Annotated in this window: 14 protein-coding genes and 1 other RNA gene; 6 read left to right on the top strand and 9 right to left on the bottom strand. The window is 70.7% G+C overall.

The annotated features are described in order from the left end of the window. Window position 1: 1 nt before the first annotated feature. Entirely contained in the window at window positions 2-1102 is a 1101-nt protein-coding gene (locus ABT367_RS27680) for a serine hydrolase domain-containing protein (RefSeq protein ID WP_352255828.1), read from the bottom strand. A gap of 143 nt (window positions 1103-1245) precedes the next feature. Then, window positions 1246-2910 (bottom strand): alkaline phosphatase D family protein, encoded by a 1665-nt coding sequence (locus tag ABT367_RS27675; RefSeq protein ID WP_352255825.1) that lies wholly within the window; start codon window positions 2908-2910, stop codon window positions 1246-1248. Between the two features lie 133 nt (window positions 2911-3043). Between ABT367_RS27675 and ABT367_RS27670 the strand changes: the two genes are divergently transcribed. After that, window positions 3044-3796, top strand: a complete 753-nt coding sequence (locus tag ABT367_RS27670; RefSeq protein WP_352255824.1) for an SDR family oxidoreductase — start codon at window positions 3044-3046, stop codon at window positions 3794-3796. A gap of 66 nt (window positions 3797-3862) precedes the next feature. Then, complete coding sequence (locus ABT367_RS27665) at window positions 3863-4705, top strand: PhzF family phenazine biosynthesis protein (protein WP_352255823.1); 843 nt, start codon at window positions 3863-3865, stop codon at window positions 4703-4705. 16 nt (window positions 4706-4721) lie between these two features. Here ABT367_RS27665 and ABT367_RS27660 read toward each other — a convergent pair whose 3' ends face one another. The 3 genes from ABT367_RS27660 to ABT367_RS27650 form a co-directional block, all read right to left on the bottom strand. Continuing rightward, the gene (locus tag ABT367_RS27660; RefSeq protein ID WP_352255822.1) at window positions 4722-5939 is read right to left on the bottom strand and encodes a cytochrome P450; all 1218 of its coding nucleotides are present in this window, start codon (window positions 5937-5939) and stop codon (window positions 4722-4724) included. 30 nt (window positions 5940-5969) lie between these two features. Beyond that, window positions 5970-6590 carry a TetR/AcrR family transcriptional regulator gene (locus ABT367_RS27655; protein WP_352255821.1) on the bottom strand — a complete coding sequence of 207 codons (621 nt, stop codon included), beginning with the start codon at window positions 6588-6590 and terminating at the stop codon, window positions 5970-5972. 199 nt (window positions 6591-6789) lie between these two features. Then, window positions 6790-7785, bottom strand: coding sequence for an aldo/keto reductase (locus ABT367_RS27650; RefSeq protein WP_352255820.1), 996 nt, complete (start codon window positions 7783-7785; stop codon window positions 6790-6792). Window positions 7786-7940: 155 nt separating this feature from the next. Between ABT367_RS27650 and ABT367_RS27645 the strand changes: the two genes are divergently transcribed. The 3 genes from ABT367_RS27645 to ABT367_RS27635 all read left to right on the top strand — a co-directional run bounded on the left by ABT367_RS27645 (window position 7941) and on the right by ABT367_RS27635 (window position 10232). Then, on the top strand, window positions 7941-8855 hold the full coding sequence (locus ABT367_RS27645) for a glycosyltransferase family 2 protein (protein ID WP_352255819.1): 915 nt from the start codon (window positions 7941-7943) through the stop codon (window positions 8853-8855). Between the two features lie 169 nt (window positions 8856-9024). Then, the gene (locus ABT367_RS27640; protein ID WP_352255818.1) at window positions 9025-9255 is read left to right on the top strand and encodes a DUF4287 domain-containing protein; all 231 of its coding nucleotides are present in this window, start codon (window positions 9025-9027) and stop codon (window positions 9253-9255) included. A gap of 173 nt (window positions 9256-9428) precedes the next feature. Next, complete coding sequence (locus tag ABT367_RS27635) at window positions 9429-10232, top strand: polysaccharide deacetylase family protein (protein WP_352255817.1); 804 nt, start codon at window positions 9429-9431, stop codon at window positions 10230-10232. Here the strand turns inward: ABT367_RS27635 and ABT367_RS27630 are convergent. From ABT367_RS27630 to ABT367_RS27615, 4 genes are all read right to left on the bottom strand, one after another. Further along, window positions 10186-10416, bottom strand: coding sequence for a hypothetical protein (locus ABT367_RS27630; RefSeq protein WP_352255816.1), 231 nt, complete (start codon window positions 10414-10416; stop codon window positions 10186-10188). The genes ABT367_RS27635 and ABT367_RS27630 overlap by 47 nt on opposite strands. Beyond that, window positions 10413-11474: a hypothetical protein gene (locus tag ABT367_RS27625; protein WP_352255815.1), complete on the bottom strand. Its 1062-nt coding sequence runs from the start codon at window positions 11472-11474 to the stop codon at window positions 10413-10415. Before ABT367_RS27625 ends, ABT367_RS27630 begins: the two co-directional genes overlap by 4 nt. Before the next feature lie 82 nt (window positions 11475-11556). Next, complete coding sequence (locus tag ABT367_RS27620; protein WP_352255814.1) at window positions 11557-11997, bottom strand: YdeI/OmpD-associated family protein; 441 nt, start codon at window positions 11995-11997, stop codon at window positions 11557-11559. After that, window positions 11994-12605 carry a glyoxalase gene (locus tag ABT367_RS27615; protein WP_352255813.1) on the bottom strand — a complete coding sequence of 204 codons (612 nt, stop codon included), beginning with the start codon at window positions 12603-12605 and terminating at the stop codon, window positions 11994-11996. The genes ABT367_RS27620 and ABT367_RS27615 overlap by 4 nt, the downstream gene beginning before the upstream one ends. A 151-nt stretch (window positions 12606-12756) precedes the next feature. Between ABT367_RS27615 and rnpB the strand changes: the two genes are divergently transcribed. After that, window positions 12757-13158, top strand: an RNA gene (rnpB, locus tag ABT367_RS27610) — RNase P RNA component class A. Window positions 13159-13215: the final 57 nt, after the last annotated feature.

The following is a 13215-nucleotide window of genomic DNA, read 5'->3' as shown; positions in this document are numbered from 1 at the left end:
GTCAGCGCACGGCCCGCGCCACCCGCGTACCCGCCGCGGCCCGCGGTTCGCTGGACGGTTTGCCCGGGCGGCGCGGATGGACGGTGTTGGCGAGCAGCACCACAAACGTGTCCGTGGCCGGGTCGATCACCAGGGACGTGCCCGTGAACCCGGTGTGCCCGGCCGCGCCACGACCCGCCAACTCGCCCATGAACCACGGCTGGTCGAGCCGGAAGCCGAGTCCGGGCGGTGTCAGCATCAGGTCCACGTAGTCGGGTCCGAGTATCCGCGCGGTCCCGTACCCCCCGCCGCCGAGCAGGGCGCGGCAGAACACGGCCAGATCGCCGGCCGTGGAGAAGAGTCCGGCGTGCCCGGCCACTCCCCCGAGCGCGAAGGCGTTCTCGTCGTGCACCGTGCCGCGCACCATCCCGCGGTCGGCCTTGGCCCAGGGCCTGCGCTGGTCCTCGGTCGCGGCGGCGAACGCGCATGGGCCGAAGCCGGTCTGGGTCATGCCGAGCGGGCGGGTGATGCCGTCGCGGATCAGCCGGTCGAGGCGTTCGCCGGTGATGCGTTCCAGGAGATGCTGGACGAGCAGCATGTTGAGATCGGAGTAGACGTACGTGCCGGGGTCGGCGCTCGGTTCCTCGGTACGGAGCAGGTCGAGGCGCTCGGCGTCGGACTCGCAGTCGTACAGCGGGAGTTCGGGCCTCAGGCCCGAGGTGTGCGTGAGGAGCTGGCGTACGGTGATGCCGTGCCGGGCCGCCCCGGTGAACTCGGGGAGATAGGACGCGACCCGTGCGTCGAGCCCGAGCCGTCCGCGCTCCATCTGCTGGACGGCCGCCACCGTGGTGAAGAGTTTGGTGAGCGAAGCCAGGTCGAAGGGCGTCCCGGTGTGCATCGGCACCTTGCGGTAATCGGGAAGCTCGTCGCCGTACGCGCGATGGGCGACCGCCCAGCCGAAGGCCTCCTCGACGACGAGCACGGGCCCGCGCCCCACGGCGAGCACCGCGCCCGCGCACCAGGTGCCGGGCAGGGCGGCGACTTCGGCGAGGAGGCGCTCGATCTCGGCGGGATCGAGACCGGCCCGCTCGGCGGAGCCCTGGCGCAGACGTGGTGCTCTCAGCGCTCTGCCCCTTCCCTGACCGGTCCGACTCCTTGAACGTCTCCTGGACGTGGAGAAACCGTGTCATGAAACAGGCGTTCGGCACCAGTCGCGTCTGCGGACGGCGCGTGCCGTCCGCAGACGCGAAGGGTGCGCGAGGGTCATCAGGCAGGCTGCAGCCCCGGGTTGCCGGACTCCGTCACGAAGGAGGCGGCCGTGGTGACGGGGGCTCCGGGCCGAAGGATGTACGGCACGGTCTTGAAGTCGGCGCGCGCATGGTCGGCGGCCAGCTCGACCGTGACGTACCCCCGGTGTCCGTTGTAGTGCTTCAGATGCGGGTTGCGGGCCAGGTAGTCCGCCCAGTTGGCGGGCCGGGCGAGGCCGTCCCTGCCGCTGGAGATCGAGGTGGTGACGATCTCCGTACCGGCGACGGGGGTGGTCGGGTCGGCGGCGTCGCGGTGGATGTCGAGCCCGTACGAGACGTGCACGTCACCGGTGAGCACCATGAAGTTCTCGATGCCGGAGGACTCCACACCCGCGAGCACCCGGGAACGGGAGGCCGCGTACCCGTCCCAGGAGTCCATGGAGACGGTGGTGTTGCCCGCCGTGGGGTGGTTGCGGCGGGCGAAGACGACCTGCTGGGGGACGATGTTCCAGCGGGCTCGCGAGGCCCTCCAGCCGTCGATCAGCCAGCGCTCCTGGCTCTCGCCGGTGAGGGTGCGGGCCGGATCGTCGGACTCGGGCCCCGGGGTCCGCCAGCCGTCGCCGTACGCCTGGTTGGTGCGGTACTGACGGGTGTCGAGGATGTCGAACTGGGCATGCCGGCCGAAGTGCAGACGGCGGTAGAGCTGCATGTCCGGGCCCGCGGGCTGCTGGGGCCTGCGCAGCGGCTGGTTCTCCCAGTACGCGCGGTAGGCGGCGGCCCGGCGCAGCAGGAACTCCTCGGGCGGGACGCTGTTCTCGGGCTCGTCGCCCGCGTAGTTGTTCTCGGTCTCGTGGTCGTCCCAGGTGACGACGAAGGGGTGCGCGGCGTGCGCGGCCATCAGGTCGGGGTCCGACTTGTAGAGGCCGTACCGCATCCGGTAGTCCTCGAGCGTGACCGTCTCGCGGTTGTAGTGGGCGGGCAGCACACGGTCGGTGTAGTTGCGGTTCCCGCCGGCCGCGGTGACCGCGTACTCGTAGAGGTAGTCGCCGAGATGGAAGACGACATCGATGTCCTCCTCGGCCAGATGCCTGTACGCGGTCCAGTAGCCGTCGTGGTACGCCTGGCAGGACACGGCGGCGAGCTTGAGCCCGGACAGCTTGGCGCCGCGGCCGGGGGCGGTGCGGGTACGGCCGGTGGGGCTGATCCAACTGCCCACGCGGAAGCGGTAGTAGTAGACGCGGTCCTCGCCTAGGTGGTCGACCTCGACGTGTACGGAGTGGTTGAACTCGGGGTGCGCGGTCGTGGTGCCGCGCCTGGCTATGCGGCGGAAGCGCGCGTCGTGGGCGATCTGCCACTCCACGGAGACCCGCTCGGCGGGCAGCCCGCCATCCGCGGCGTACGGCTGCGGGGCGAGTCTCGTCCACAGGAGCGCGGAGCCGGGCAGCGGATCGCCGGAGGCGACACCCAGCGTGAACGGATTCTCGGTGATCTTGCGCGCGTCCAGCTCTGCGGCGTGCGCGACTCCGCCACCCGGCAGGTTGGTGGCGAAGGCGAGCGCGGCGGCGGCGCCCGTGACGGTCAGAAAGCGGCGGCGGCCCAAGTGCCGGGCCGCGGCGCGCAGTTCGGGGCTGTGCCGGGACTGCTGGGCGGGCTGCTGTGCGGACTGCTGTGCGGCGGAAGTCATCCGCGTCCTCCCCTGCTGATGTGTGTCAGGGGAATTGGAGTGCCGGGGGACGACCGTGGACTGTCGCGTACAGAACAATCAGATGGCGGACGGATGAGCGCTGTGCGCCGCGAGGGACGTAAGGTGCGGGGCCATGACGCAGACGAAGATTGCGGTGGTGACCGGCGCGGGATCCGGGATCGGCCGCGCGGTGGCCCTCGAGCTCGCGGCTTCCGGCTGGTCCCTGGCGCTGGCCGGGCGGCGGGTGGAGACCCTCGAGGAGACGGCGGCCCTGGCCGGGTCGGCGGAGGTGGTGTGCGTACGGACGAACGTGTCCGAACCGTCCGATGTCTCCGCACTGTTCGCCTCGGCCGCCGAGCGCTACGGCCGGCTCGACCTGCTCTTCAACAACGCCGGTACGTTCGGCCCCGGCGGCGTACCGCTGGACGAGCTGTCGTACGACGCGTGGCGCCATGTGGTGGACACGAACCTCAACGGTGCGTTCCTGTGTGCCCAGGCGGCGTTCCGCCAGTTCAAGTCCCAGTCCCCGCAAGGCGGGCGGATCATCAACAACGGGTCGATCTCGGCGCATGTGCCGCGCCCGATGTCGGTGGCGTACACGACGACGAAGCACGCGATGACCGGTCTCACGAAGTCGCTCTCCCTGGACGGCCGCCCGTACCGGATCGCCGCGTCGCAGATCGACATCGGGAACGCGGCGACGGACATGACGCAGCGGATGCAGACGGGCACGCTGCAGGCGGACGGGTCGCTGGCGGCGGAGCCGGTGATGGACGTGGCGGACGTGGCGCGTCAGGTCCGCTTCATGGCGGAGCTCCCACTGGAGGCGAATGTGCAGTTCGCGACGGTGATGGCGACGAACATGCCGTATATCGGGCGGGGTTGAGGGCACATTCCGGGCCCGGAGAGGCCCTCAGGAAGAAGCACGGGGTCGCACGGGTTTACTAGCGGCATGAGCCACGAGACGCGCCCCGAGATCCTCCGCTACACCGCCTTCTCCTCCGACCCCGCCGGAGGCAATCCGGCCGGTGTCGTCCTGGACGCCACCGGCCTCACCGACGCCGAGATGCTCGCCATCGCCGCCGACCTCGGCTACAGCGAGAGCGCCTTCCTGTACCCCGACCGGACCCTGCGCTTCTTCTCGCCGAAGGCCGAGGTCGCCTTCTGCGGTCACGCCACCGTCGCCACCGCGGTCGCCCTGGCCCAGCACCGGGGCGGCCCCGGGGACTACGTGTTCAAGACGCCCGCGGGCGAGATCCCCGTCACCACCGAGGAGGTCGGCGGAGAGATCCACGCCACCCTCACCAGCGTGGAGCCGCACATCAAGGACGTCGACGAGGCCGATCTCACCGAGGCCCTCGCCGCCCTCGACTGGCCGGCCGGCGACCTGGACCCCGCGCTGCCGCCCCGTATCGCCTTCGCGGGCAACAACCACCTGGTCGTCTCCGCGGCCACCCGCGAGCGCCTCGCCGACCTGAATTACGACTTCGAGCGCCTGAAGGCCCTGATGGAGCGCCTCGACCTCACCACCGTCCAGCTGGTGCACCGCGCGGGCGAGACCCTCTTCCACGTACGCGACCCGTTCCCCGTCGGCGGTGTGGTCGAGGACGCGGCGACCGGTGCGGCGGCCGTCGCCTTCGGGGCGTACGCACGCGAACTCGCCCTGGTGAAGGAGGAGTCGGTGCTGACCCTCCACCAGGGCGAGGACATGGGGCGGCCCTCCCTGCTGACCGTGACCCTGCGGTCCGGCGACCCGCGTGTACGCGTCGCCGGAACCGCGGTCCCGATCGGCTGAGCCGGCCGCCCGCGGCTCAGCTGAAGCGCACCGGCAGGTACTTGATGCCGTTGATGAAGTCCGAGCGCATCCGCCGGTGCTCCCCCGTCAGCTGGACGTCGGGACAGCGGCGCAGGATCGCCCGGAGCTGTGCGTTGATCTCGGTGCGGGCCAGGCCCGAGCCGAGACAGAAGTGCGGCCCGCCGCCGCCGAACGTGACGTGGTCGTTCGGCGAGCGGCGCGGGTCGAAGACGTCCGGGTTCTCGAAGATGTCCTCGTCCCGGTTGCCGGAGGTGTAGAAGAGGACGGCCTTCTGGCCCTCCCTGATCTTCACCCCGCGCACCTCGGTGTCCCGCGTGGCCGTACGGCGGAAGTTGTGGATCGAGCCGTTCCAGCGCAGGAACTCCTCGGTGGCCGAGCGCCACAGCGCGTCGTCCTCGACGTTGCGCGCCAGGTCCTCGCGCAGCGCGTCGTTCTGGGCGATCTCGAGCAGAGCTCCGGAGAGCAGATTGCGGGTGGTCTCGTTGCCGGCCACGATCAGCGTCACGAAGAACATGTTGATCTCGTGCGTGGTGAGCTTCTCGCCGTCGACCTCGCCGTGCACGAGGGCGCTCACGATGTCGTCGCGCGGGTCGGTCTGGCGCTCCTCGGCCAGCTGGTTGCAGCGCAGATAGATCTCGGCGGCCGCGACCGTCCCGTCCTCCGGAGTGGTACGGAAGTCGGGGTCCTGGAAGCCGACCATGCGGTTGGACCAGTCGATGATGTGGTCCTCGTCCTCGGGCGGAATGCCCATCATTTCGCAGATGACCTCGAGCGGCAGCCGGGACGCGATGGTCTCCACGAACTCCAGCTCGGTGCCCGGCTCGATCTTCTCCGCGAGAAGGTCCGCGCGGCGCTTGATGTCCTCGGTGAGCTTACGGATCATCCGCGGCGCGAAAGCGGCGTTGACCAGCTTGCGGAACCGGCTGTGCTTCGGCGGGTCCATGCCGACCAGCGTGAGCCCGAGGTTCGCGAGGGACTCGTCCGTCTGGTCCCGTATGAAGAAGGAGCCCTTCTCGACCGACCACAACTCGGGGTCCCGGCTCAGCTTGATGATGTCCTCGTGCTTGGTGATCGCGAAGAAGCCCTCGCCGTCCGGGAGTTCATGCCAGTGGACCGGGTCCTCACGGCGCAGCAGCTTGAACTGCGCATGCGGGACTTCGCGGGCCCACGTGTCCTCGAGCAGATTGACCTCGTTCAGTGCGGGTGCCGTCATGGCCGAGCCTCCTTCGGGGGTTTCTTGCGGTCAGGGCCTTGTGCCGCCGGGGGTCCGCAGTCCGAGCAGGGCGCTCAGCGCCCGGACCACGAGGTCTTCCGGTACGGCCTCGGGTTCGAGCCGGTGCTGAAGGGCGCAGCCGAGCAGGGCACCGAGCACCAGCGCCCCGGCCTCGTCCGGCGCGTACGGCAGCTCGGTCCCGGTCGCTTCCGCCCAGTCGGCGAGGCCTTCGCCGAGCTGGCCGCGGATCTCCGCATAGCGGCGGGCAAGCAGCGGGCCGAGAACCGGGTCGCGGGCGCCGTGCTGCCACAGTTCGATCTCGAGCAGCAGCCAGGCCTCGCCGCGGTCCTCGGCGGGCGCGGTGATCGCCTCCCACATGGCGGCGAAGTGCGGTGCGGGGTCGGGCAGTTGGTGGATCTCCGCGGTGAGCCGTTCGACGGTCCGCTGCTTCCATACTTCGAGCAGCGCGAGCAGCAGCCCTTCCTTGCCGCCGAAGTGGCTGTAGAGCGCCCCGGTCGTCCGGTCCGCGGCGTCCGCCACCGCCTCGGCGGACACCGCGTGGAACCCCTTGCGTGCGAACAGCTCCGCGGCCGCGTCGATCAGCCGGGCCCGGGTCTCGGTCTTGCGCTGCTCCTGGGTACGGCGCGCCACTGTGCCCCCTCCCGGCTGCCATGACGGTGCCCTGCCGGGTCGCCGTCGAGTCCCTGGTTCGCGTCTCTGGTTCGCGTCCCTGGTTCGCGTCCCTGGTTCGCGTCTCTGGTTCGCGTCTCTGGTTCGCGTCTCTGGTTGCCGGGGCCACTTATATCGGGGCGCCGACATAAGTAGAGGTACTCATATTCCTGACGGGTCGTCAATCCTTCGTGCGCGCAAGGATTTCCTCCACCTCCCTGAGCTGGTCCGGCGTCAGCGGGCCGTACGCGAGGGCGCCCGCGTTCTGTTCGACCTGGGCGACCGTACGGAAGCCGGGGATCGGAATCGTGCGCGCGCTGCGGGCCCACAGCCAGCCGAGCGCGCCCTGGGCGAGGGTGCGGCCGCCGCTGGTGAGGATCTCGCGTACGGCCTCGACCCGTTCCAGCCACGCCCTGTCCGGCGCCCCGCCCTGCGTGAACCCGGGCAGCCACCCGGGCGGCGCGCTGCGGATGTCGCCGGCTCCGGGGGCGGATCCGCCCGCGTACTTGCCCGTGAGCAGCCCCATCGCCAGGGGGCTGCGGTTGACGGACGCGAGCTCCAACTCCTCGCACAGAGTGAGCAGTTCGGGAGCGTCCTGCAGCACGTTGCACCGGTGCTGCACGGCGACGCACCCTTTGCCCCGGGCGAAGACGCGCGCCCGTCCGGGATCGTCGGTGCTCCACGCGTACGAGCGGATCAGCCCCTCCCGTACGAACTCCTCGCACTGCTCGCGCAGATGGGCCGCCCGCTCGGGGTCCGCGTCGGAGAGGTGCAGCTGGTAGAGGTCGATGCGGTCCGTCCCGAGCCTGCGCAGGGAAGCGGTGAGGGCTCGGCGCTGATACGCGGGCGAGTCGTCGCCGCCGAGCAGGGTGCGGGACTCCTCGTCGAAGACATTGCCCCACTTGGTGGCGATGACGGCCTCGTCGCGCCGCTTGCCGAGCGCCTTGCCGAGGATGCGCTCACTGTGTCCCGCGCCGTAGGCATCGGCGGTGTCGAAGAACGTGATGCCCAGATCGAGGGCGCGGCGCACGGCCCGTACGGACTCCTCGTCGTCCACCTTGCCCCAGCCGAGCGGCTGCCCCGCGGTGTCCCACCACTCGCCGCCGACGGCCCAGCAGCCGAGGCCGAGTGCGCTGACGGCGATGCCGCCGAGTTCTCGTGCAGTCATGGTTGTCATGCGGCGGACGCTAGGACTTGAAGTGCACACGAAGGCAAGGACCGCACGGCAGGTGAACGCCGTCCGCCTCGCAGGCGTACTTACCTTGAACGGCTACCATCGCCGCAGCGCGCCGCCCCCACCCCGCCGGCGTCCCCGGAATTTCAGGAGCACCCGTGAGCGAGCCCCGCCTGGCCGTCGCCATCGTGACCATGGGAAACCGGCCCCGCGAGGTCGACGCCCTGCTCGCCTCGGTGGCCAAGCAGGATGTCGCGCCGGCCCGGATCGTCATCGTGGGCAACGGTGCTCGGCTCGGCGCGTTCCCGGATCTGCCCGGCGAGTTGACGGTCATCGAGACCGAGGAGAACCTGGGCTGCCCCGGCGGTCGCAATGTCGCGCTCGCCCGCCTTCGGGAGTTCGGCGACGTCGACGTGGTGATCGAGCTGGACGACGACGGACTGCTCACCGAGGCCGATGTGTTCCGCAAGGTCCGCGATCTGTACGCCGCCGACGCCCGGCTCGGCGTGGTCGGCTTCCGGATCGCCGACGAGCACGGCGAGACCCAGCGCCGGCACGTACCGCGGCTGCGGGCGGGCGACCCGATGAAGCGCGGACTCGTCACCTCCTTCCTCGGCGGCGGGCACGCGTTCTCGATGCCGATGCTCGACGAGATCGGCGACTGGCCCGCCAACTTCTTCTTCACGCACGAGGAGACCGACCTGGCCTGGCGGGCACTCGACGCGGGCTGGAAGGTGCTGTACGAGCCGGAGTTGCTGCTCCAGCACCCCAAGACCTCACCGGCACGGCACGCGGTCTACTTCCGTATGACGGCCCGCAACCGCGTCTGGCTCGCGCGCCGGCGCCTGCCCCTCCCCCTCGTTCCCGTCTACCTCGGTACGTGGACCCTGCTCACCCTGGCCCGTACGGCCCCGGGCCTCCTCGGCTCCGGCCGCGCCACCGCGCTCGGCGGGCTGCGCGCCTGGGCGGCCGGCTTCGCCGAGGGCCTGCGCACTCCGTGCGGGGCGCGGCGGCCGATGCGGTGGCGGACGGTGTGGCGGATGACGCGGCTGGGGCGGCCGCCGGTGATCTGAACCGTCGGTGATCTGAACCGGCGACGGTCTGAGCCGGCGACGATCTGAGCCCGCGACGCTCCGGGAGTGATCTTCGAGTGATCCGGATCACTCGCGCCGCGCGATGAGTTCGGCCCCCGGCCGGGGTCTCCTCCACGACAACAGCTGACCCCCCGGCCGAGGAGTAACCATGACCGCCAACGCAAAGCCCGCCCCCGCCGCCAAGGGCCCCGCGGCCTACTTCCCGTCGATCGAGAAGAAGTACGGCCGCCCGGTCCAGGAGTGGTTCGACCTCATCCGGTCCTCTCCTCTGGAGCGCCACATGGAGCTGGTGGCGTGGCTGAAGACGGAACACGGACTCGGCCACGGTCACGCCAACGCGCTGGTCGCCCACACTCTCAAGGAGTCGCGTACCGCCTGAGCAGAGGGGTCACGTACCGCTGCGCAGAGCAGTTGCGTACCGCCTGAGCAGGCCTGATGGTGGTGGCCCCGTGATCCGAGCCACATTTACCCCGCCCTTACTCCGGGCAGGCAACCCGGTCCCCTCTCTCCCCCTCCTCCATGGCACCTGAGCAAGACCACGGGGGGAGAACCATGCAAGACAACAGCACATCCGAGGGCGGCACCCGCAGGCGCATCCGTCGCCGCTACGTGGCCCTGGCCGCGGGCCTGACGCTGGCGGCGGTGGCGGCGACCACCGCCCTGTCCTCCTGGGGCACCGACCCCGTCGCACCGAGCGACGTGCGTGCGGACGCGGGCGACGACGGCAAGGGGGAGTTCGGCCCGGTCGACTGCCGCAAGGCCAAGTGCATCGCGCTGACCTTCGACGCGGGGCCCGGCAAGGACACCCCCGAACTGCTCGACACCCTCAAGCGCGAGAAGGTCCCCGCGACCTTCTTCCTGCTCGGCAAGAACCACGTCAAGAAGTACCCGGACCTGGTCAAGCGCCTGGCCGACGAGGGCCACGAGGTCGCCAACCACACCTGGACGCACGGCATCCTCACGGATCTCTCCACGGAGGAGATCCGCGACGAACTGGGCCGCACGCAGCAGGCCATCAAGGACATCACCGGCAAGGAGCCGACCCTGATGCGCCCGCCCCAGGGCCGTACCAACGACGAGGTCACGCGGGTCTGCAAGGAGCTGGGGCTGTCCCAGATCCTGTGGAGCGTCACCGCCAAGGACTACTCGACCAAGGACTCGGCCCTCATCGAGAAACGCGTCCTCGACCAGGCGGACCGCGACGGCATCATCCTGCTCCACGACATCTACGACGGTACGGTCCCGGCCGTACCCGGGATCATCAAGTCCCTGAAGGCGGACGGCTATACGTTCGTCACGGTGCCGCAGCTCATGGCGCCGGCGGTCCCTGAGCCCGGGACGGTGTACCGCCCCTAGCGGCGAACTCGCCGAGCAGGACGTCCAGTTCGGCGCGGGCGCGCCGACGGGAGCGCGGCGGGGGCAGGGGGCGGCGGCGGACGAGGCGCACCGTGAGGAGCGCGAGCGGATGGAGGAGCAGCGGGACGAGGAGCAGGCCGAGCGGGAGGCCGGCCAGGGCGCGGGACCAGTCGACGGTACTCATGCGGTCGCCTCCGTACGCTCGCCGGTATCGCCGTTGCCGCCTTGGCCGCTGGTGCCGCCTCGGCCGCCCTTGCCGCCTTGGCCATCGGTGCCGCCTCGGCCGCCCTCGCCGCCTTGGCCATCGGTGCCGCCTCGGTCGTCGTCCGTCTCGAAGGTCTGCCATTCCGCGAAGGCGCGGAGCAGGTCATCGGCGTCCCATTCGAGGGCGGCCGCGCCGTAGCCGGAAGTCTGGAACACCGTCTTGGTCTCGAACTCGGTCCGGTAGTAGGGGACTTCGCCCCCTTCCGTCCGTACGAGCAGTGGCGCGGGAGGTCCGGCGGCGCAGGCCGGGCAGGCGGCGACCAGGTCGTCTTCCTCGTTCACGTGGGCGTCCTCGGGATCCCGCGCCGTGAACGCGTCCCTCGGCCAGGGCACGCGCTCGGTGCCGCGTTCGTGCAGCGGGTGGAAGTAGCAGGGCCGGTCGAGGGTGAGAGCGGTGCCCTCGGTCAGACAGGTCAGCGCCCGCATGCCGATACGGCTGACCTCCAGGGCCGCGACCACATCGGTCAGCGCGATCCCTTCCTCGAGACGGCGGTCGTAGGTTCCTCCGGTGCGCTGCTCGAACTCGGCCAGCTGCTCGGCGGTGGGCACGGCGTCGGGCGGAAGGCTCTCCTCGATGAACTCGTCGGCGGCCGCGAGAGCCAGTACCGCGTAGGCGCCTTCCTGCGGACCGGCCTGACCGCGGGTCTCCGGAAGGAGGCCGAGCGGCTCGGGTACCGGCAGGTCCGCCTCCCGCGCGCACCGTACGGCCCGTGCCAGCGCGTCCCGGCGCCGTACCGCCAGCGCGTACAGGGACGCGTAGTCGAACTCGGGCAGGTCCGGTGCCGACTTCCAGTCGACGAAAGGGAGTTCACCGGCGGATCGTTCACTGGCGGATCGTTCATTGGCGGATCGCTCGCCGGCGGTCCGCCGTCCCGGCCGCAGCGGTACGTCGGTGAACCGGTGCAGCAGGGCGAGCGTCAGCGTCACCAGCGCGGTGACCGCCGCGAGTACCAGTCCCGCACGTGTACTGGCGTCCATCGGCCCTCCCCTGTCGTCCGGCTCCGCACCCTACTTGCGCCGGTCGCGGCGAGGCGCAGGGGGCCGATCCTCGCCGGCGGCCTCATGCGCCGGCGCGCAGCTCCCCCAGCGCCTTCTCGATCCGGCGCAGGCGCGTCTCCGGCTTCTTGGCGCCGTCGACCGCGAGGACGTGCTGCCGCTTGCGGCCCTGCGGCAACGCGTCGTACGCGGCGCGTGCGGCCGGGTCCGCGTCCAGGGCGCGGGCGAAGTCCTCGGGCTCGGTGATGACGCGAGGTTCGGTGTCGAGCCTCAGGTCCACCTCGACCTCCTCACCGATCTCGACACCCGCGGCCGCCCGGTTGGCGTTGGACAGACCCAGCAGATGGCGGCCGCGCATGATCGCGACTCGGCTGCGCCAGGTGTGCCCGTTGACCGTGATGGTCACCGGCGGGCGCTTGCCGCCGCCGAGCTGCTCGACGAGCTCGGCGGGCACTTCGAGGCCGTTCATCGGCTCCGGGGGTTCGACGAGCGTACGGAACTTCATGCCGCCTTCTCCCAGCCGTAGCCGTCGGGGTCGGTGAAGTCCCCGAGGTCGGAGCCGATCGCGAGCCGGTGCGAGCCGCTGCCCTCGGTCGGGATACCGGTGACCTTGCCGAGACCCTTGCGCGGGTAGAGCGACAGCTTCACGGCGCTCCCGGCGCCGTCGAACTCGGTGTACTTGCCGCCGAAGCTCTTGGCGACCGTGAGCCCGCGCTCGACGTAGAACTTCTTGCTCGCGGCCATGTCCGAGACCCCGAGCAGCAGCACGACCTCGTCGATCTTCCGGCTGTCGGGGCCGGTGTCCTTCTTCGAGGAGCTGACCAGTTGCCAGACCGTCCCGTCGGGGGCCTGGACCACCCCGCCGAAGCCCCAGAGCGACTTCTTGGCGGGCTTCAACTCCTCGGCGCCGGCGGCGAGGGCGGAGTTCTGGAGGCCGATGACGATCGAGGGCTGGGAGACCACGAGCGAGACGGTGAATCCACGGAAGCCGGTCGTCGGGGCCTCGGAGGCCCGTACGCGTACCTGCTTGTCCAGGCCGAAGGCGTCGGCGTAGAAGCGCTGGGCGGCCGCGGGGTCGGCGGCCTCGATGGTGAGGTGCTCGATGTTCGTCATGTCCTTCACGCTAGCCAGGGGGCGGCTCCGGGCGCTTCTCGAAAGCTGACCGATGGTCTTGGCGGTCGACGGTTGCCTCCAGCAACCTGCGTACCGCACCGCAGGCGTGATCACAGACCCTCCCCTGCCGGTACGATGGCGGCACGGCGGACGAGCCGGCCGGGCGGCCGCGGCGGAGATCTTCGGATCCCCGGCGAGGAACGTCCGGGCTCCACAGAGCAGGGTGGTGGGTAACGCCCACCCGGGGTGACCCGCGGGACAGTGCCACAGAAAACAGACCGCCGGGAGCTTCGGTTCCCGGTAAGGGTGAAACGGTGGTGTAAGAGACCACCAGCGCCCGAGGTGACTCGGACGGCTAGGTAAACCCCACCCGGAGCAAGGTCAAGAGGGAGCACCCCGGTGCTCCTGCGCGGACGTTCGAGGGCTGCTCGCCCGAGTCCGCGGGTAGACCGCACGAGGCCGGCAGCAATGCCGGCCCTAGATGGATGGCCGCCTCCCCCTGGGCCGCAAGACCCTGGGGAGACAGAACCCGGCGTACAGGCCGACTCGTCCGCCTCTCACGGCTCCGACCTGGGGTTTTCTCTGGTCGGGGCCGTTTTTTCGGCTCGTG

Source organism: Streptomyces mesophilus, from assembly GCF_040300965.1.
In the GTDB taxonomy this organism is placed as follows: Bacteria; Actinomycetota; Actinomycetes; order Streptomycetales; family Streptomycetaceae; genus Streptomyces; species Streptomyces mesophilus_A.
This window is presented reverse-complemented; position numbering and strand designations above follow the sequence as displayed.